The 18,885-nt window shown below is 71.3% G+C and carries 14 protein-coding genes; 5 read left to right on the forward strand and 9 right to left on the reverse strand.

The genetic code is table 11. The features are described 5' to 3' along the window. A partial coding sequence (locus OJ997_RS18495; RefSeq protein WP_270026673.1) for a fatty acid synthase subunit beta domain-containing protein occupies positions 1 to 3,720 on the reverse strand: 3,720 nt, incomplete at its 3' end. Between the two features lie 268 nt (positions 3,721 to 3,988). On the opposite strand from OJ997_RS18495, the gene OJ997_RS37660 reads away from it, so the two are divergent. Both OJ997_RS37660 and OJ997_RS18505 read left to right on the forward strand, forming a co-directional pair. Continuing rightward, entirely contained in the window at positions 3,989 to 4,618 is a 630-nt protein-coding gene (locus OJ997_RS37660; RefSeq protein ID WP_270026674.1) for a transglutaminase family protein, read from the forward strand. A gap of 1 nt (position 4,619) precedes the next feature. Further along, complete coding sequence (locus OJ997_RS18505) at positions 4,620 to 5,285, forward strand: (2Fe-2S)-binding protein (RefSeq protein WP_270026676.1); 666 nt, start codon at positions 4,620 to 4,622, stop codon at positions 5,283 to 5,285. Here OJ997_RS18505 and OJ997_RS18510 read toward each other — a convergent pair. Next, entirely contained in the window at positions 5,282 to 6,889 is a 1,608-nt protein-coding gene (locus OJ997_RS18510) for a hypothetical protein (RefSeq protein ID WP_270026677.1), read from the reverse strand. The two genes, OJ997_RS18505 and OJ997_RS18510, sit on opposite strands and share 4 nt — an antisense overlap. 4 nt (positions 6,890 to 6,893) lie before the next feature. Next, positions 6,894 to 8,426, reverse strand: a complete 1,533-nt coding sequence (locus OJ997_RS18515; RefSeq protein WP_270026678.1) for a hypothetical protein — start codon at positions 8,424 to 8,426, stop codon at positions 6,894 to 6,896. On the opposite strand from OJ997_RS18515, the gene OJ997_RS38130 reads away from it, so the two are divergent. Beyond that, positions 8,396 to 9,196: a 4'-phosphopantetheinyl transferase family protein gene (locus tag OJ997_RS38130; RefSeq protein WP_272599949.1), complete on the forward strand. Its 801-nt coding sequence runs from the start codon at positions 8,396 to 8,398 to the stop codon at positions 9,194 to 9,196. The two genes, OJ997_RS18515 and OJ997_RS38130, sit on opposite strands and share 31 nt — an antisense overlap. On the opposite strand, the gene OJ997_RS18525 is transcribed toward OJ997_RS38130, so the two are convergent. Together OJ997_RS18525 and OJ997_RS18530 are read right to left on the reverse strand one after the other, a co-directional pair. Beyond that, a complete protein-coding gene (locus tag OJ997_RS18525; RefSeq protein ID WP_270026680.1) occupies positions 9,130 to 10,665 on the reverse strand; it encodes a glycoside hydrolase family 127 protein in 1,536 nt (511 codons plus the stop codon). The genes OJ997_RS38130 and OJ997_RS18525 overlap by 67 nt on opposite strands. Then, positions 10,662 to 11,357: an ion channel gene (locus OJ997_RS18530; protein WP_372517911.1), complete on the reverse strand. Its 696-nt coding sequence runs from the start codon at positions 11,355 to 11,357 to the stop codon at positions 10,662 to 10,664. The genes OJ997_RS18525 and OJ997_RS18530 overlap by 4 nt, the downstream gene beginning before the upstream one ends. Here OJ997_RS18530 and OJ997_RS18535 point away from each other — a divergent pair. Together OJ997_RS18535 and OJ997_RS18540 are read left to right on the forward strand one after the other, a co-directional pair. Further along, positions 11,356 to 11,712, forward strand: a complete 357-nt coding sequence (locus tag OJ997_RS18535; RefSeq protein WP_270026682.1) for an SET domain-containing protein-lysine N-methyltransferase — start codon at positions 11,356 to 11,358, stop codon at positions 11,710 to 11,712. The genes OJ997_RS18530 and OJ997_RS18535 overlap by 2 nt on opposite strands. Further along, complete coding sequence (locus OJ997_RS18540; protein WP_270026683.1) at positions 11,712 to 12,164, forward strand: hypothetical protein; 453 nt, start codon at positions 11,712 to 11,714, stop codon at positions 12,162 to 12,164. Before OJ997_RS18535 ends, OJ997_RS18540 begins: the two co-directional genes overlap by 1 nt. Before the next feature lie 160 nt (positions 12,165 to 12,324). Here OJ997_RS18540 and OJ997_RS18545 read toward each other — a convergent pair whose 3' ends face one another. From OJ997_RS18545 to pgm, 4 genes are all read right to left on the reverse strand, one after another. Then, the gene (locus tag OJ997_RS18545; RefSeq protein WP_270026684.1) at positions 12,325 to 14,829 is read right to left on the reverse strand and encodes a metallopeptidase domain-containing protein; all 2,505 of its coding nucleotides are present in this window, start codon (positions 14,827 to 14,829) and stop codon (positions 12,325 to 12,327) included. A 69-nt stretch (positions 14,830 to 14,898) separates the two neighbouring features. Next, positions 14,899 to 16,083: a glycogen synthase gene (gene glgA, locus OJ997_RS18550; RefSeq protein ID WP_270026685.1), complete on the reverse strand. Its 1,185-nt coding sequence runs from the start codon at positions 16,081 to 16,083 to the stop codon at positions 14,899 to 14,901. Continuing rightward, the gene (glgC, locus tag OJ997_RS18555; RefSeq protein WP_270026686.1) at positions 16,080 to 17,309 is read right to left on the reverse strand and encodes a glucose-1-phosphate adenylyltransferase; all 1,230 of its coding nucleotides are present in this window, start codon (positions 17,307 to 17,309) and stop codon (positions 16,080 to 16,082) included. Before glgC ends, glgA begins: the two co-directional genes overlap by 4 nt. Next, positions 17,306 to 18,868 carry a phosphoglucomutase (alpha-D-glucose-1,6-bisphosphate-dependent) gene (gene pgm / locus OJ997_RS18560; RefSeq protein WP_270026687.1) on the reverse strand — a complete coding sequence of 521 codons (1,563 nt, stop codon included), beginning with the start codon at positions 18,866 to 18,868 and terminating at the stop codon, positions 17,306 to 17,308. The genes glgC and pgm overlap by 4 nt, the downstream gene beginning before the upstream one ends. Positions 18,869 to 18,885: the final 17 nt, after the last annotated feature.

Raw genomic sequence — 18,885 nt, forward strand, 5'->3', positions numbered from 1 at the left:
GGCCTCCGACTTGCCCGCGCCGCCCGCGCCGCCCGCGCCGCCCGCGCCGCCCGCGATCGTGCCGATCGTCTCCCCCCCGCGCGTCACCGTCCCGCTCGCGGTCCAGGCCGCGGCGCCCTTGCGCGGCGCGTCCAGCGTCGTCTCCGCGCGCACGCGCAGCACGTCGCCCGCGGCCAGCGGAGCGGTCAGCGAGAGCCAGGGCTGCTCGGTCAGGAAGTCGGCGTCACCGGCCTCGCGGAGCGTCAGCTCGACGTCGTGGTGGTCGTGCCGGCGGAGCGAGAAGGTCGTGGCGGCGGCGTCGCCGAGGATCGCGAGCTCTGCCTCGACCGTCGCGACGAGGCCGCGTGAGGACTCGACGCGGGCGCGGCAGCGCAGCCGTGTCGGTGAGCCGATCGGGTCGTCCAGCTCGACGAGCCACGCGGACGCTTCACCCGTCTCTCCCGTGAGTGGCGGCCAGGCCGGGCCGGGCGTGACGGCGTGCGTCGCGTGGACGAGCTCGTGGAAGCGGGCGGCCAGCTCGGGCGTCGCGAGCAGTGCGCAGACCGCCGGCCAGGCGAGCGTCCACGCCAGGTCCAAGGGCACGCCGTCGTGGGCCGCGCCCGTCGCGGCGCGGTAGGCCCGCGGCAACGACTTCGGGCACGTCCAGGTGGTGCCCGGGTCCAGCGCCGAGATCGCGAACGCCGCGCGCGCGGCGCCGCCCTCGACCTCGAACACCGCACCGTCGCGCACCGCGTACCGCAGCGACAAGGCGCCCGCGGTGACGAGCACGTCCGCGCCCGCCGGCTCGATGACGACGCTCTCGAACGGCGCGTGTGCAGGCCGGACGGTGATCACGTCGCCGAGCTGGTCGATCGCGTCGCCGGGCGCCATCAGGCGCCACAGCGGGTTCGGCCACGTCCGGCCGCCCTCGCCCACGACGCACTGCGCGGCGAGCAGCTCGCCGACGGCACCGCCCGCGCGCAACGACGCCAGTGGCTCGGGCGTCGGGCCGGGTTCGGCCAGCCGCGGGCGGTCGACCGAAGCGGAGGCCACCCGCGCGACGGCCTCGGCCTCGAAACGCGCCAGCAGCTCCGCCACCGGCTCGTCCGCGCGGGTGATTCCCGCGACCGCTTCCGGCCCGGGGATGACGAACACCTCGTCGACGGCGAGCCGGTCGTCCTGCGCCTGCCAGAGCCCGTCGGCCATGTACCAGCGGCGCACCTCGCCGTCGAGCACGGGCACGAACGGCACCGGCTTCCCGCTGCGATCGCAGACCTCGAGGAAGAACTGCGCGTCGGCGGGATGCAGCAGCGTGGTCGCGGCGACCGCCTCGTCGATCTCCTCCGCGACCGGTCCGGCCTCGACGGAAGACAACCGCGCCGCGAAGCGCCGGTGCAGCGCCTCGTACCGCGCGCGCCAGGAGGGATGGCCCCATTCGCCGTCGTCGTAGCGGCGTCCGCGCCCGATCGCGCACAGCTCCCGGAAGCGCGCGAGCACTTCGCCGTAGGTCATTGCGGCCACGTCGCCGAAGTACGGCTTCGCGGTTCGCGACAGCGCATCGATGATCTCGTCGCGCCGTGCGGCCACCGCTGCCGGATCTCCCGCCACGGACTCGAGCAGGTGCCCGGCACGCGACGCCGCGTTGTCCAGCAGGTGGATGTCGGCGTTCAGGTTCGACCGGGCCGACGTCACGCCGCCCTCGACACCCCGCCGCGGCACCCACGCGTCGGAGCCCGATGCCGCCACCAGCGCCGCCTTGACCTGCGGGGACGCCGCCGCCTCGGCCACCGCCATCGCCGCCGTACCGATCAGCACCGCGTCGACCGGCATCGGCGCGACGCCGTGGCGCACCGCCCACGTCCCGTGCAACAGGTCGGCGGCCCGTGCCGGAGTGCCGATGCCACCACCCGCGCAGACGAGGACGTTCGGCCGCCGGCGCAGCTCGTGGTAGGTGTCGAGCAGCAGCTCTTCGAGGTCCTCCCACGAGTGATGCCCGCCCGCGCGGCCGCCTTCGAGGTGCGCGGCGATCGTGTGGTGCGGAGCGGCGTCGGCGATCGCCAGCAGCTGGCGCACCTGCTCGGCTGTCCCGGGCTTGAACGCGTTCACGCGCATGCCCTCCGCGGCCAGGGAGTCGAGCAGCGCGATCGCCTCGTCGACGTCCGGGATGCCCGCCGACACGGTCAGCCCCGCGAACGGCGCGCCCGCCCGTCGCGCGCCGAGCAGCAGCGCGTCCTTCTCGACGTGCAGGTCCCACAGGTGCCGGTCGAGCAGCAGCGTGTTGAAGACGACTTCGCGGCCCGGCTCGAGCAGCCCGGCCAGCTCCTCGACGCGCAGCGAGAACGTGCGCCGGTCGGGCTGCCCGCCGCCCGCGAGCTCGGCCATGTAGCCGGCGTTCGCGGCCGCGGCGACGATCGGCGCGTCGACCGTCGTCGGCGTCATCCCCGCGAGGATCACCGGCGGCCGCCCCGTCGCCCGCGTGTACTTCGTGTCGAGATGCCCTTGCACCACGCCCGGCGCGAACGCCGCGTAGGTGACGTCGCGGCCCGTGGGCGCCGCGCCCGGGGAGGTCAGCACGCGCCGCCCCTCGGGCGACGCCAGGGCCAGCACCCGCACGCCGGTGCCACGCAGGTTCTCGCCGGTGAGCCGCGCCACCGCGGTGCCCGGCCCGAAGTCCAGCACCCAGTCGGCGCCGGCCGCCACGATCGCGTCGGCCACCGCGTCCCAGCGCACCGGGTCCACGAACTGCGCCCGCGCGAGATCGTCACCGACGCCGAGCAGCGGCGCCCAGCGCGGCCCCGCCGGCGCGGCCTCGAAGCGCTCGAGCGCCTCCGCCAGCGCGTTCGAGTGGAACGGCACGTCGACCGGCAACGCGGTCCACGCGAACCGCAGCGGTGCACCGCCGCGCTGCCCTGCCCGCCGCGCGTCGGCCTCCTCGGCCGCGCACGCCGCGAGCCGCGCGCGGAGCCGATCGAGCCGCGCCGGCGGCCCGGCCACGACGATCCGCGTACGTGAGTTCACGAGCGCGACGGTGAGCCCGGAGCCGGCGGCCGCGGCCGGCGAGACGGCGACCGGCGAGCCCGCGGCGGCGCCCGTCTCGGCGTTCACGGCCGGCGAGGCGTCGACCGGCGAATCCGCGGCGGCGCCCGTCTCGGCGTTCACGGCCGGCGAGGCGTCGACCGGCGAGCCCGCGGCGGCGCCCGTCTCGGCGTTCACGGCCGCGATCAGCGGCTCGAGCCGCTCCAGCGTCACGCCCTCGATCGCGGCCATCGGCGAGCGGCCGGTCGCGGCCGAGGCCATCTCCAGCCCCTGCAGCGCCGCCTGGCGCAGGTGCCGTGCGAGCAGCGCGTCGTCGACGACGCCGCCCGGTGCCTCCGCGACCAGCGCCGCCGCGAGTAGGCCTTGCGAGTGCCCCGCGAAGCCGACGACCGAGCCGATCGCCGGCCCGAGCGCGTCCGCGTGCACGACCCGCCACAGCAGCGCCTGCGCCAGCAGGGAGAGCGGGTACGCGATCGCCGCGCCGCGCAGGTACGCCAGCGGCGGCGCCCCGTCCGGGTCCATCACCCATGCGGCCACATCCGTCCCGTGGCGGTACGCACCGCTCGAGAGTCCGCGATCGGACCCCGCGACCTCGGCGAGGACGTCGCTCGCGAGCTGCGCGCCCGCCAGCAGCTCCGGCCGCTGCGCCACCAGCGCCGCGAGCTCGTCCAGCACGTCCACGCCCTGGCCCGCGAACGTCACCACGGCGCGCAGCTCGCCTGACGCCAGGCGTGCGGCGAGGCTGGCAATGGGCGCACCATTGGCAGAGGAAGACGTATAAGGGGACGCGATCAGAGACATGTCAAATGGCCTTGCCGCCGTTCGGCAGGCGACCAGTCGACGCACATCTAAGCGTAATCCGATCCCAGGCGTCGGATTTTGTTAGGGTCCCCTAAGAGCAGCCCTCGTCCCGAGGGCGAGAGAGTATCCCGGAGGGCGGGTCAACGTGAGCTTCAGCGACAGGAACACGGCTGTGCGGAAGGCGGGAGCACTCCCCTTCCGGCTGCACGCGTCGGTGACGTGCCCGCCGCCCGCGAACCTCGCGGCCTCGCTCGCGTGGGAGCTGGGCGACCTCGACGCCGAGCGCGTCGAACGCGCCTACGACGCGCTGATCGCGGCCACGCCGGTCGAGGTCGAGCGCACCGCCGAGGGCCAGCTGCGCGCGCTCGGCGAGGCCCCGCTGCGCGCCACGCGCGGCGGCACCGCCGACGCCCTGCTGCTGGACCGCGCGCTCGAGCGCGGTCACGGCCACCCGATCCTCGTCGCGACGATCCTGGCCGAGGTCGGCCGCCGCGCCGGCCTGCCGGTCGGCGTCGTCGCCGGCGCCGCCGGGCACTTCGTCGCGCATCAGCGCCTGACGGAAGCCCTCGTGCTCGATCCGTACACGGGTCAGCTCACGGACGCCGACGAGCTCGGCGTGCTCCAGTGGCGCTGCGGGCACCAGGTCGCCGCGGAGCTCCTGGACGAGCTGCAGCCGCGCTACGAGCGCGTCGGCGACCTCGCCCGCGCCCTGCACGTCGCGCGCATGCGGACCACGCTGCCGTTCGAGGACACCCAGGACGCCGAGCTGCGCCTGCGCACGCTCGCCGCGCGCCTGAACTAACTTGGCCCAAGGGCTGCACGTCGGCGCGCGCGCCGAGGCCGGCTGGACGACGTCGGCGGACCTCGCCGGCGCGGGGCTCGAACGCGCGCTCGCGATCGTCGGCCGCCAGCTCAACACCGACCGGCTCGACATCCAGGGCCAGCGGATCGTGGAAGTCGTCGCGTGGTGGCTCGGCCTGCCGGCGGCACACGCCCTCCTCGACGACGACCGCCTCCCGGACCTGAGCCCCGAGAACACCCGCGTGTGGGTGCATGAGGACGAGGCTCCGGACGGCATCGGCACGCTTGTACTCGAGGAGCGTTACCAGCCCGCTTCGCTGTCACAGCTCGACGCGTACGTCGAGGCGCACGTGGGCGAGCTCATCGACGCGGTGTGCGCACACACCAAGCGGCCGGCGAAGGCACTCCGGCGCGGCGTCGCGGACCGGGTGGCCGGCGCGCTGATCTGGGCGGCGCAGACACGCGGCGACGAGCCGCGCGGGTGTGCGCTCGCCAAGCGCGCCTACGAGGACATCGACCTACGCACGCTCGAGCTGCCCGGCTACGCGCTCACGGTGCACGTGCGGTCGGGCTGCTGCCTGTACTACCGCATCCCCGACAAGCCGAAGTGCTGGGGGTGCCCGCTGCTCACCGATGATGAGCGGCGGGCACTGACCAGCAACGCCTAACGCGTCAGCGTCAGCTTCTTCGTGACCGTCTTGCCCGAGGCGGGCTTGACGTCGAGCGCGACGGCGACGCGCTTCTTGCCGCGCAGATGCTTCTTGCCCGCGCTCGACAGCGACAGGCGGACCGTCGCCGTCTTGCCGGCGGCGACCGTGTACTTGACGGCCTTCGTGAGCGTCACGTACCGCTTCTTCACCTTCGCCGTCGTGCGCAGCGTCACCGTGCCCCTGCAGGCGGCGGTCCCGGTGCACTTCAGCGACGTCGACACACGGTTCGCGCTCACCTTGAGCTTCGTCGAGCGCACCGTGACCTTCGGGGCCGCGGCCGGCGTCGGAGTCGGGCTCGGGGCCGGGACCGGGACCGCCGTCGGCGTGGGCGTCGGCGTGACCACCGGCGGCCGGACGATCGGCGTCGGGTTCGCCCCCGGGCGCAGGATGCGCGCGAACGGGTACGGGTCCCCCGCGCTGATGCGGGTCAACGTGAGGGTCTTGGTGACACCGCCGGCCGTGGCGTCGAGCGTCACCGTGGCAGAGCCGCGGATGTCGATGCCGTCCCCCGTGGTTGCGCTCCAGGTCGTGTCCGGCAGCCGCAACGTCACCGTCACCGGCCCGTCGGCGGCCACGGCGACCACTTGGTCGACATCGACTTCCTGGGTCACCTCCGAGCTGCGGTCGCCCGTGAGGCCGACCGTGCCGGAGAACGCGACGCTGGTCGCGTTGCCGAACCAGGCGTCACGCTGCGCGTCGGTCAACCGCAGGCGCAACGAGCTCGACGTCAGCGTCGCGGACGTTCCCTGCGCGGCGCGCGGCGGTCCCGCGGAGATCTGGAGGTCCACGTCGACCGGATCGGTCACCGGCGCCGCGTCGACCGCCCCCGTGAAGCCGGGGACACTGAAGGCCCCGACCGTGCCGGGGATCGCGTCCGTGTGGGTCTCGCCCTGGCGGACCTGCTCACCCTGCAGGCAGTCGAGGTACAGGTGGAACAGCTCACCCGACGGGAACGTGAGCTTCGCGTCCACGAACAGGCTGCCGCGAACGCGAGCCGTGCTTCCGTCCTCGCGGATCGGGAGCGGCGGCAGGCTTTCCGCAAACGCCTGGCGGACGAGCAGCTCGCCACCGGTCGCCGTCCAGCTCTGCGTCGGGACCGGCGCCTCCTCGACGATCACGGAGGACCGCTCCTCGTCGACGACCCCACCCGGGGTCAGCACCACATGCGTGCGGGCAACGGTGTCCAGCGGGATGCCGGCCTTGATGCCCTCGGCGGTGTTGGTCGCCTCGAGGGAGAGCCACGCCTTGACCGGGAGCTGGCCGTCGCCGAGCGGGATCATCCCTGCCTCATAGGCGAAGGTGGTGATCCACGACGGCAGGACTGCGGACACGGTGCCACCCTCCAGGCGCACCGTGTCCCCGACCGAAAGCTGCGCTCCCGGCGTCAGCTCCACCCCGGAGCCGTTCGTCAACCGTCCCCCGAACACGATCGGAACCGGGCGCCAGTAGCGGTCGTAGCTGTACTGGCACTGGTTCTCGAAGACCGAGTCCGGGAACGCGGCGGCACTCGCCGGCGCCACGAGGGCGCCGGCGAGGCAAAGGAGCGCAACTGCCCAGCGCATACGACTAGGCGCGCTTGAGCGTGATCGTCTTCGTGATGGCCGCGCCGCCGCTGGTGGGCGTGAGCGTGACCTTGACCTTGAGCGACTTCTGCTTCTTGAGCAGCGCCTTGCCCGTCGCACTCAGCGAGAGGTTGACGTTCGAGGCACCCGGGTTGAGCGCCACCGTCTTGGTGGCGGCCACCGTGACGACCTTCTTCGTCTTGCTCTTGCCGGTCGCGTACTTGCTGACCGTCTTGGCCGACACCTTGTAGCTCGCGGCGGCGGCGTTCGGGTTCGTCAGCGCGAGCTTCACGGCGCCCGTCTTGGACGCCTTGATGCTGCTGGCGGAGCCGAACGTGGCCGGCTTCGGGGCCGGCGCGGGCGCCGGGACCGGGACCGGGGCGACCGGGAGCGGCGCGGTGGCGATCGCGGGCAGCGCCGTGAACGCCAGCGCGAAGCGACCACGCGAGCCGACGGCGTTCGACTGCCCGTTCTGCGTGTAGTACTTGCCCGGGGTCGACGGATCGCCGAGCGCGGGGTCCGGAACCGTCGGGTCGGCGTCACCGAACAGCAGGTTCTGCTGGCCGCTGGCGATCCCGCCGTTGGCGAGCGAGATCTGGCCCGGGATGCAGTCGTTGCTGGCGCCGTAGGCCTCCGTCTGGGCGCGGACGTAGACGCTGCCGTACGGGCGGATGTTCAGTGGCGTGTTGTAACCCACGCGGTCGTAGCCCTTGGACTCGACCTGGATGATGCCGAGCTTGCCCGGCTGCGCGATCGTGAACTCGACCGGGCCGGCGCCGGTCGGCGTCCAGCGGCTGGTCGGGAGGTTCAGCACGACGGGCGGAACCGTCGCCACCACATCGTCGTTCGCGTAGAGCGACGGGTTCGCCGGCGTGCCGGGCGTCGCGTCCTTGATGTTGATCGTCCAGTTGCCCTTGACCGGCAGCGTCTGCACGCCCTCGACCGTGTTCGACGCGGCAACCGTCACCCACGCGTCGATCGGGAACTGGCTGTTGCCGGTGTGCGACAGGTAGCGGTGCCCGAGGCTCACGTTCGGCGTCGCGTACGTCCACGTCGTGTTCGCGTCGGCGTCGGCGAGACGGACGCGCGGCGGCTGGCCGGCGTTCACGATCTCCTGCGCGTAGACCCAGTTCGGGGCCGCGTTGGTGCCGGTGTTGTAGGACCAGTAGTTCTTCTGGTCCGCCGGGTTCACGCGGTTGGAGAAGCTGCGCGAGTTGTCCTCGGTCTGGCCGACCGGGATGCCGCTGTAGCTGTAGGAGATGCCGCCCGTGCGCTTGTACATCTGCTCGGCCGGGCGCGTGTCCTTGAACTCGAGCCGCAGCTGCAGGTCCTGCAGCGGGAGCGCCTGCCCCGCGACGGCCGTCAGCGGCGTCGCGAGCGTGCGCGTGACGTCGATGGCCAGCGAGTCCAGGATGTGGTTCAGCGCGGGCGGATCATCCTGGTACGTGCCGTTCGTGTAGTTCGCGAACGGGCTGATGCACGACCAGCCGTTCCCCTCTGCTGCGGATGCCGGGTTCGCGGCGACGATCGCGGCCATGGCCGCGATCGGCAGAAGAACCAAATTGCGTCGTCTCATTCACTGCTCCAACTCGGGGGCCCGGAACAGGCCCTAGGACTTTGTGGGAACAGGAGTCAACGCCCGCGGTGCCAGGCGCCCTTCCCCCTCGTTGTCAAGCATCCTTGCCAACTGACGCGCGTAGTCTAATACACCTGCCCAGGGTCGAGGTGTGGGAAGTTGAATTGGTGCAGGACGAGCCGCTGCTTCGGCGGCTGCGGACGCTCCTTCCTCAAAGCGACCTCGCGCGCGCGGACCGGTTCAAGCGGTCAGGGGCCGCGGAACGGTGGATCGTGGCGCGCGCGGCGCTGCGGATCCTGCTCTGCACGCGACTGGAGTGCATCCCGGAGGACGTCGTGATCGAGGTCGCCGAGCACGGCAAGCCGTACCTACCCGGCTCCAGCCTCCAGTTCAACGTGAGCCACTCTGGCGACCGTGCGCTGATCGTGCTGTCCGACCAGCTCGAGGTCGGCGTGGACATCGAGCGGCCGGGACGCAACGCCGGGGCGGTCGGGCGCGCGCTGTCGGAGGCCGAGCGCGCGGGCGGCGACGACCTCCTGCAGCTCTGGTGCCGCAAGGAAGCGTGGGCCAAGGCGCTCGGCGGCGGGCTGGGCTGGGCGCCCGAGCGCTTCGACACCACGCGCGTCGAGGGCTACGCGCTGACCGACCTGACGCTCGGCGAGGGCTACCGCGGCGCGCTGGCCGTCGAGGGCGCCAGCGCCGACCACGCGTTCTGCAAGCTCTCGCTCTGAGGCAGCCACACGCGGATCGGCTCGGCGCCGCGGTTGAAGGCGTACGGGACGAGCGCGCCGCCCTCCTCGCAGTAGACGAGCGGGCCGCGTTCGAGGGCGACGCAGCCGCGGATGGGCTCCACGCGAGAGTCGGGGTGCGTTACCCTCGGGCTGACGTCGAGATCCAGGGTCGTGTCCCCCGGGCCGGTGTCCACGTAGCCGGGACCGACGGGGCGGCCGTCGAGCTGCGCGGTGGTCGACCAGGCGGGCACGCGGAGCCGCACGGGACGCTCGGCCTGGATGTGTACGCGCCCACTCCACGGATAGTCGGTTCGAACGCGGACGTCGCCGCCGATCGTGCCGGTCGCGTAGTGGTGGATCGTCAGCCCGCGCTCGTCGTCGGTCGCGAGGTAGCGGTGCAGTGACGCGAGCAGGCGCATCACGTTCGGCGGGCAGCACGCGCAGTCGAACCACGGCCGCCGGCGCGTGGTGCCGTGGAGGGTGTTGGCGTAGGCGTACTCGGAGCGGTCGCGGGCGACGCCGACGAGCACGCCGTTGTAGAGCGTGCGCTCCATCAGGTCGGCGAAGCGCGCCTCGCCCGTGGCCTGCAGCAGGCGCCAGCTCCACAGAAAGGAGGCGATCGCGGCGCACGTCTCGGCGTACGCGGTCTCCGGGTTCAGGTCCCAGGACGCCCCGAACGCCTCCTGTGAGGCGTCCGCGCCGACGCCGCCCGTGATGTAGGTCTTGCCCTCGACCATGTCCTGCCACTGGACGAGCATCGCGTCGAGCTCGCCGAGGTCGGTCGCGGCGCAGTTCAGGTACAGCGCGCGCACGGCGTGGCCTTCGATCTGGGTCTGCTCGCGCACGGGCACGCGGTCGACGAGGTAGGTCGAGCCGCCGAAGCGCTCCGGCAGCCGGCGGTGACCGCGGCGGTCGACGAACGCGCGTGCCAGGTCCAGGTACGCGCGTTCCCCGGTCGCGCGGTGCAGCTTGATCAGCGCCAGCTCGGCCTCCGGATGGCCGCAGAAGCCGTCCTCGCTGAAGGTGGCGACGAGATGGTCGGCGACCCGCCGCGCCACGGGCAGCAGCGGTGCGTGCGCGAGGCCGGCCTCGATCAGGTGGCCCATGCAGTAGATCTCGTGCTCGTCGGCGAGGTTGCGGTAGCGCTCGCGGCCGGTGACCTGGAAGGCCGTGTCGAGGTACCCGTCCGGCGCCTGGGCGGCGGTCAGCAGTGCGGTCACCTCGTCCGCCATGCGCTGCAGCTCGGCGGACGGCGCGTTCTGGAGCTCCCACCCGAGCGCCTCGACCCACTTGTGCAGGTCGGAGTCCTGGTAGACGAGGCCGCGGTGGTCGCCGGTGCCGCTCGCGGCCGCGCGCAGGTTGTCGAAGTTCCCGGCTTCCTTCAGGCGCCGCTCGCCGTCGGGGATCAGCACCTCGCGGTTGAACCGCCGCCGCTCGGCCCAGAAGCCGCCGTCGATCGTCGCCTTCATCGCGGCGCGCGCGGGATCGTCAGCGCGACGAGCCGCGAGACCACGACCGCGATGTAGGCCACGCCCACGAGCTGCTCGATCATCACCAGGGAGCGGGCGAACGGGTCGATCGGGACGACGTCGCTCAGCCCGGTGCTCGACAGCGTCGTGAAGCTCAGGAACAGCAGCTCGACCCACGAGCGCTGCGCCTCGGGGTCGATGGCGGCGATGAAGCTCCCGGGCTCGATCGCCTGCCAGACGACGAACACGTACGCGAAGCCCCAGGCCACGAGCGTGAACGTCGCGCCGACCGCGAACAGCTCGTCGCGGGTGATCACGTGGTCGGCGAGCATGTACCGGATCAGGCCGTACGTGGCGTAGAAGTACAGGATCGCTTCGAGCCCGGCGCTGTACGGGAACAGGTCGTCCGAGTTCGTGATCGCCTGGATGATCAGCAGGATCGTGGCGGGCACGCCCAGCATCAGGCCGACCCACGTCCACGTCGGCGACGCGCGCACCGCGAGCACCACCAGCGCCAGCACGACGATCCCGAACGCGCTGAAGAGCGCGCGGCTCACGCCGTCGCCCTCCATGAACGGGTACAGCAGCAGGCCGGCGAGTTGGACGGCGAGCAGGATCGCGGACGGTTCCCGCTTGATGAAGGGCAGCACGGTCGGCACCGTACCGCCTGAGCTAAGGTCACCCGCCGACATGCCAGAGGGTCTTGAGATCAAGGAAGGGCCGTACGGGCGCGGCGTCTACGCCACGCGCGCGTTCGCGGCCGGCGAGGCCGTGGAGCACTGCCCCACGCTCGAGCTCCCCGGCGACGAGGTCGTCGGCCAGCTCGGCGACTACGTCTTCGGCTCCAACGAGAACGAGGACGACGTGATCCTCCTGCTCGGCTACGGCATGCTCTACAACCACTCTTCCGAGGCCAACTGCGAGTACGTGCAGGAGGCGCCGCGGGTGATCATGTTCCAGACGCTACGGGCCGTCGAGCCCGGCGAGGAGCTGTTCATCGACTACGGCGAAGAATGGTGGTCCACCCGCAACCGGAAGCCCGACTGATGAGCGACGCCGACGCACGCCAAGACCTCCTGGACGCCCTCGCCGAAGGGATCGAGGAGCTTGCGCTGGCGCTCGCCACGTTCGGTGAGGCCTACGAGCTGCTGGACGAGAACAGCCAGGACCGCCTCGAAGAGCAGCTCTTCGGCCCGGTCCAGAAGGCCTACGGTCGCGCCCAGCGCACCTACACCGCCTTCGCCGAGCGCCGCGGCCTCCCGAGCCGCACCTTCACCGAGCACTCCCCCGGCGTCCACGCGCGTGACCCGCGCGTCTACCTGGATCGCGCGATCGAGGCCGTCAACGAGGCCGAAGAGCGCCTGATCGAGCTCCAGGACTCGATGATGCCCGTCACCTACGGTGACCCCGAGCTCCGCGCCGGCCTGGCCGACGTCCGCGAGTTCGTCGCCTCCGCGCGCGAGCGCTCGGGCGACTTCATGCGCACGCTCGGCCGCTAGGCACGCGAGCGTCGAGTTTCTCGGCTCCAGCACGAAAAAGTCGACGCTCGAGTGGCAGACGGCGGTGGTCGTTTTGCATCGCGGAACGAGCCCGAGCAAATCGCCGGTGTGCTCGCCGTAACCGTGGCGGGCCCGAAGGCCCGCCACGGAAGACCAACCTTTACGGCGTCGTCGTGCTCAGCGTGAACGTCAGCGTCTTCGCGTACGAGCCCGTGCGCAGCGGCTCGCTGGCGAGGATCGTCTGCGAGTAGCCGATGGTCACGGTGTCGTTGGACACCGGGCCGGTCCAGGACGCCAGCGTCAAAGGCGTGCCGGAGAGGGCCGCGAACGCGCCCGCCGGGCCAGTGGCCGGCGAGGACGCCTGCGCCTTCAGGGCCTGGTTGAGCGAGAACGTGCCGTTGACGAGCTTGCCCGGCGCGGTCGTGGACGGGTCGACGACCGAGAGGGCCGCGTCGCCGGCGGTGGAGATGACCGTCGCCTTGGAGGTGCCGGTGTACTCCTTGCCGACGCCCGGGATGAACGGGCCGAGCACGGCCGGGGCGTCCAGGCTCAGCGACAGCGTCGCCGGGACGGTGCCGCCGACGTCACCGTCGGACAGGCCGCACACGGCGGTCTGGGTGGCGTTGGGGTCGCTCTCGGACGTGGCCGTGAGGCGGACGGTGCCGTTGGCGGCCGCGCCGGCGCCCTTGGTCACGTAGACAGGGACCTTGACCGTCTCGCCGAACTTCGCGGCGGTGAGGGCGTTGGTGATCTTCGCCGTCCAGCCCGTGCCGGTGGCCGTCGCCGACAACCGGTAGATGTCGCTCGTGAGGAACGCGCTCGAGTCCTGCGGGTGGACGCCCGCCGGGATGGTCGCCGCGGCGCCCGTGTTCTTGAGCGTGAACGTGCAGGTCGACCACGAGCCGGCCTGGACCTGCTCGGCCGCGCCGGAGGTCAGCGCCACACCGCGCGTCTGCGGGCCGGCACCGTCCAGCGACTTGACGGCGACCTTGTAGTGCAGGACGCCCTGCGCGTCGGTCGACTTGTCGACGACGTAGAAGTGCAGGCGGTTCTTCTCGTCCGTCCACTCGTAGGAGGAGCCGGAGTCCAGGCCCGCGTTGAACGACGCGTCGTTGAGCTGGCGCTCGTCGCCCAGGGTCGCCAGCTTCGGCGTGCCGTCCGGGCGGACGAAGTCGACGTGGTTGATGTCCTCCGGGTGCGAGTCGATGATCCACGCCCAGCAGTTGACGCCCGCGCCGCAGCTGTCGCGCTCGTTCGTCTTGGTCTTGGTGATCAGGACGCCGTGGCCCGGATCGAAGGAGTCCGAGCCGATCTGCTGCACGACTTCCATCGTGAACGCGTTGTACTTGCCGCTGATGGTGCCGTTGGCGGCCTGACGGACGCCGTCGCAGCGCCAGTCGGCGGAGGTGCACGGCGTGGAGTTGTCACCCGTGCCGTCGAGCTGGACCTGCACGCCCGCGACCTCACCGGCCGTGTGCGGCACCTCGCGCGCGGTGACGTCCGCGACCGCGACGCCGGACTGCGCGAGCCCGTTGCGGTTGAGGTTCATCAGGTCCGCGTCACCCACGAAGTTCAGCTTGCGCTTGTTGCGGATGTTGTGCTGGGAGCCGAGCGAGGAGCCCTGCGTCGGCGGGATCAGGAAGCGCGTGTGCGGACCACCCGGGCCGTTGAACGTGCCGCGGCTCATCATGTCCCACATGCCGGTGAACCCGCGCTGCTGCGGGGTGCCGTACGGGTTGCCGTAGTTGTCGAGGATGCCGAGGTTGTGCGACAGCTCGTGGGCGTACGTCGACATGCCCGAGCTCTCGCCCTCGATCGAGTTGTTGCCCGAGGCGCTCGGCCAGATCGAGGCCGCCGAAGCCCACGAGGTCCAGTCGACGTAGCGGGTGAAGGCCCAGTTCGTCTGCGTCAGGTCGCCGTACTGCGCCTTGGGGCCGAACGCGTCCGGAACCTCTTCCTTCGTGTTCCACTTCATCTCGCCGAACTCCTGCCAGGTCGCGGATTCGTCCTGACCCGCGGCGAGGTAGAAGATGTTGTCGTACTCGGCGATTTTCGCGGCGCCGACGTCGGCCTGCCAGGCGGCGCGCGCGTCCGTGCGGAAGTTCTTGTTGCAGGTGAAGTTCGCCAGGTCCGGGCAGTGCTGGTAGTTCGCCGGCTGGCCGTTGACGGTGCCACCGAACTCCGTCATGAAGTACTGGTACGAGCGGCCCGGCAGCTGGTACGGGCCGAAGGCGTCGAGCTGGACGCCGTAGCGGCCGAAGGAGTCCTCCATCCAGTACCGGTTCATGGTCTGGAAGTGGTTCTCGGCGGACGGCGTGTTGAGCCAGTCGCGGTAGAACGTCGCGACCTGGGCGCGCGGGATGTTGTTCGCGGCGCTGGTCGGCGTGCCGAAGACCGTGCCGCCCTCGGGCTTGGTGATCGTGAACGTCTTGTCCGGGAAGTCGAGCGCGACCAGCGCGACCTTCCACTTCTTGACCGTCGGCTGGATGCTCGGATCGGAGTAGTCCGGACCCGGCACCGGCTTGTAGTCGTTCCAGCCGAGGTTGTCCTGCCACGACCAGTTCTGGGGATCGATCGGCGCGGGCGCACCGTCCGCGGCCGTGGCCACGGCCGGCGCGGACAGCGCCAGCAGCGCCGCAATCCCTGCGGCGTGAAGCACCTTCATCTGATGAAACCCTCTCTTTAGACCCGGTGCGGCACCCAACCGCACCCGATCACCTAGTTACCGGACCCCTCAGGAGGGGACGATGAGAGGGCGGTAGAGCCTCGACGTCTGTTCAGCGATGGCTGGCCAAGCGAAGGAAGCGACGGCCCGCTTGCGGCCCGCGACCCCCATCGCCTTCGCGCGGGCCGGGTCCGCGATCAGCTCGTTGACGCGCGCCGCGAGGTCGCTCGCGAACTTGGCGGGGTCGCGCGGGGCGCCCGTGCCGTCGTCGCCCGGCTCGATCGGCACGAGGAACCCGGTCTCCTCGTCGACCACGACCTCGACGATGCCGCCCGTCGCCGTGGCCACGACCGCCGCCTCGCAGGCCATCGCCTCGAGGTTGACGATGCCGAGCGGCTCGTAGATCGACGGGCACGCGAACACGGTCGCGTGGCTGAGCAGCTGGATGACCTCGGGCTTGGGGATCATCTCCTCGATCCAGAACACGCCCTCGCGCGTCGCCTTCAGGTCCTCCACACGCTGCGCGATCTCCGCGCCGAGCTCGGGCGTGTCGGGCGAGCCCGCGCACAGGACGAGCTGCGCGTCGGGCGCGAACTGCTTGACCGCTTCCAGCAGGTAGACCACGCCCTTCTGGCGCGTGATCCGGCCGACGAACACGACCGACGGCTTGTTCGGATCGATGCCGTACTTCTCCAGCACCTCGGTCCCGAGGTCCGGCTTGTACTCGTCCGTGTCGATCCCGTTGTAGATCACGTGGACGCGGTCGGGGTCGATGTCCGGGTAGACGCGGAGGATGTCGCCCTTGGTGCCGTTGGAGACCGCGACGACGGCGTCGGCGTGCTCGAGCGCCGTCTTCTCGGCGTAGGACGACAGGCGGTAGCCGCCGCGCAGCTGCTCTTCCTTCCACGGCCGCAGCGGCTCCAACGAGTGCACGGTCGCGACGTGCGGGATGCCCCACACGAGCTTGGCGAGATGCCCGCCGTACTGCGCGTACCACGTGTGTGTGTGCACGAGGTCGGCGTCCTGCGCGCCCGCGGCCATCGTCAGGTCGATCGAGAGCGACCGCAGCGCGGCGAGCTCCGGCGCGTCCCCGGACAGCGCATCCCACGCCGTGTGCGGGACATCGCCCACACCCCACGCGTGCACGGTGACGTCCTCGAACGCGCGCAGCTCGCGCGCCAGGTACTCGACGTGCACGCCCGCCCCGCCATAGACCTCCGGCGGGTACTCGCGGGTGAAGAGCGCGACCTTCATTCAGTCACCCGCATGCCCTTGGGGATGACGACGATGCCGCCCTCCGAGACGTGGAAGCGCTCGCGGTCCTTCTCGGGGTCGACGCCGATCTCGACGCCCTCCCCCACGTAGACGTTCTTGTCGAGGATCGCCTTGCGCACGACCGCGCTGCGGTCCACCTCGACGTCGTGCATGAGGATCGAGTCCTCCACGAGCGAGTACGAGTGCACGTGCGCGAGCGGCGACAGGATCGACCGGCGGACGGTGCCGCCGGAGATGACCACGCCGGCGCACACCATCGAGTCCAGCGCCTGGCCGCGGCGGCCGTCCTCGTCGAACACGAACTTGGCCGGCTGCGTGATCCCGGGCCACGTGTGGATCGGCCAGTCGTGGTTGTACATGTTGAAGATCGGGTGGACCGAGATGAGGTCCATGTGCGCGTCGTAGTACGCGTCGAGCGTGCCGACGTCGCGCCAGTAGCCGCGGTCGCGGTCGGTGGCGCCCGGCACCTCGTTGGTCGAGAAGTCGTAGACCTGCGCGTCGCCCTGCGCCACGAGCGCCGGGATGATGTTGCCGCCGAGGTCGTGCTTGGACGTCTCGTCGTTCGCGTCGGCCGAGACCGTGCTGATCAGCGCCTCGGTGGAGAACACGTAGTTGCCCATCGAGGCGAACACCTCGTTGGGCGAGTCCGGCAACCCGACGGCGTCCGTGGGCTTCTCGCGGAAGCGGGAGATGTCACGGCCGTTCGGCGCGGTCTCGATCACGCCGAACTGGTCGGCCTGCTCGATCGGCGCGCGCAGCGCCGCGACCGTCACGCCCTTGCCGGAGGCGATGTGCTGCTCGACCATCTGCCGCGGGTCCATGCGGTAGATGTGGTCGGCGCCGAAGACGATGATGTGCTCCGGCCGCTCGTCCGCGATCAGGTTGTAGTTCTGGTAGATGGCGTCCGCGGAACCGACGAACCAGCGCGGCCCGAGCCGCATCTGCGCGGGCACCGGCGTGACGTAGTTGCCGAGCAGCGGGCTCAGGCGCCAGGTGGTGGTCACGTGGCGGTCGAGCGAGTGGCTCTTGTACTGCGTCAGCACCACGATCTGGTGGTAGTTCGCGTTGACGAGGTTCGAGAGCGCGAAGTCGATCAGCCGGTAGTTGCCGCCGAACGGCACGGCCGGCTTGGCGCGGTCGGCGGTCAGCGGGGCGAGGCGCTTGCCTTCGCCGCCGGCCAACACCATGGTCAGGACTTTGCTCATCCGAGGATCTCCCGTGCCTCATCGATGATCTGGTGCAGATGCTCTTCGCCCTTGAGGCTCTCCGCGTAGAGCTTGTAGATGTCTTCCGTACCCGAAGGGCGGGCGGCGAACCATCCGCTGTCGGTGACGACCTTCACGCCGCCGATCGGCGCGTCGTTGCCGGGCGCCTTCGTGAGCACCGCCGTGATCTCGTCGCCGGCGAGGGTCGTGGCCGTGATGTCGTCCGGCTCGAGCTCGAGCAGCTTCTGCTTGCGCTCGGCGTCGATCGGCGAGTCCACGCGCTTGTAGGCGGGCGCGCCGTGGCGCGCGGTCAGCTCCTCGTAGTAGGCGCCCGGGTCCTTGCCCGTCTTGGCCGTGATCTCCGCGGCCAGCAGCGCGAGCAGGATGCCGTCCTTGTCGGTCGACCAGGGCGAGCCGTCCTTGCGCAGGAAGGACGCGCCCGCGCTCTCCTCCCCGCCGAAGCCGAGCGTGCCGTCGATCAGGCCGTCGACGAACCACTTGAAGCCGACCGGCACCTCGACCAGGCGGCGCCCGAGATCCCGCGCGACGAGGTCGATCATGGTGCTTGACACGAGGGTCTTGCCGATGCCGACGTCCTGCCCCCAGTCCCGCGCGCCGCCGAACAGGTAGTGGATGGCGACCGCCAGGTAGTGGTTCGGGTTCATCAGGCCGGAGGTCGGCGTGACGATGCCGTGGCGGTCGGCGTCCGGGTCACAGGCGACGGCGACGTCGAACCGGTCGCGGTACTCGATCAGGCCGCTCATCACGTACGGGCTCGAGCAGTCCATCCGGATCTTGCCGTCGTGGTCGAGCGGGACGAAGCGGAACGTCGGATCGACCTCGTCGGAGACCACCTCGAGGTTGAGCTTGTGCCGCTCGGCGATCGCCTTGAAGTACGCGACCGACGCGCCGCCGAGCGGGTGCGCGCCGATGTGCACGTTGGCCTCGCGGATGGCGTCGAGGTCGATGACGTTGGCGAGGTCGTCGACGTAGGCGCTGACGTAGTCGTGCGGGGTCGTCTGCGCGTCCGCGGTCGCGATGCTGCCCGCATCCTCCAGCAGCTCGTTCGCGACCGCCTCGACCTGCTTGGTGATGTCCGTCCCCGCCGGGCCGCCCGACGGCGGGTTGTACTTGTAGCCGCCGTCCTCGGGCGGGTTGTGCGAGGGCGTGAGCACGATGCCGTCGGAGCCGGGGTGCGTGAGGATCGCGTGGCTGAGCGCGGGCGTCGGCGTGTAGCCGTTCTCCGCGTCGATCCGGACGTCGATCCCGTGCGCGCTGAAGACGCTGATCGCGGTGTGGAACGCGGGCTCCGACAGCGCGTGCGTGTCGCGCGCGACGAACAGCGGGCCGGTGATGCCCTGCTCGGAGCGGTGGCGGGCGATCGCCTCGCTGATCGCCAATACGTGGGCTTCGGTGAACGTGCCCTTGAGCGAGGTGCCGCGATGGCCGGACGTCCCGAACGAGACGGGGCCGGTCGGTGGACGGTGATACGCAGCGTGCAGCTCGTCGAGATCGACGAGCTGGGACGGGTCTGGACGGGTGCCGGCAGTGGGACTCACGCGGCGAACATTGTCAC

Source organism: Solirubrobacter phytolaccae (genome assembly GCF_027587195.1).
Taxonomy (GTDB): domain Bacteria; phylum Actinomycetota; class Thermoleophilia; order Solirubrobacterales; family Solirubrobacteraceae; genus Solirubrobacter; species Solirubrobacter phytolaccae.

Bases quoted from the DNA above. Each gene is read 5' to 3' on its own strand.
- OJ997_RS18545 (WP_270026684.1), bottom strand. From the start codon at position 14,829: ATGAAGGTGCTTCACGCCGCAGGGATTGCGGCGCTGCTGGCGCTGTCC.
- OJ997_RS18515 (WP_270026678.1), bottom strand. From the start codon at position 8,426: ATGGCCGCGATCGTCGCCGCGAACCCGGCATCCGCAGCAGAGGGGAAC.
- glgA (WP_270026685.1), bottom strand. From the start codon at position 16,083: ATGAAGGTCGCGCTCTTCACCCGCGAGTACCCGCCGGAGGTCTATGGC.
- OJ997_RS18535 (WP_270026682.1), top strand. From the start codon at position 11,356: ATGCCAGAGGGTCTTGAGATCAAGGAAGGGCCGTACGGGCGCGGCGTC.
- OJ997_RS18510 (WP_270026677.1), bottom strand. From the start codon at position 6,889: ATGCGCTGGGCAGTTGCGCTCCTTTGCCTCGCCGGCGCCCTCGTGGCG.
- OJ997_RS18530 (WP_372517911.1), bottom strand. From the start codon at position 11,357: ATGTCGGCGGGTGACCTTAGCTCAGGCGGTACGGTGCCGACCGTGCTG.
- OJ997_RS18525 (WP_270026680.1), bottom strand. From the start codon at position 10,665: ATGAAGGCGACGATCGACGGCGGCTTCTGGGCCGAGCGGCGGCGGTTC.
- OJ997_RS38130 (WP_272599949.1), top strand. From the start codon at position 8,396: ATGCCGGGTTCGCGGCGACGATCGCGGCCATGGCCGCGATCGGCAGAA.
- OJ997_RS18540 (WP_270026683.1), top strand. From the start codon at position 11,712: ATGAGCGACGCCGACGCACGCCAAGACCTCCTGGACGCCCTCGCCGAA.
- glgC (WP_270026686.1), bottom strand. From the start codon at position 17,309: ATGAGCAAAGTCCTGACCATGGTGTTGGCCGGCGGCGAAGGCAAGCGC.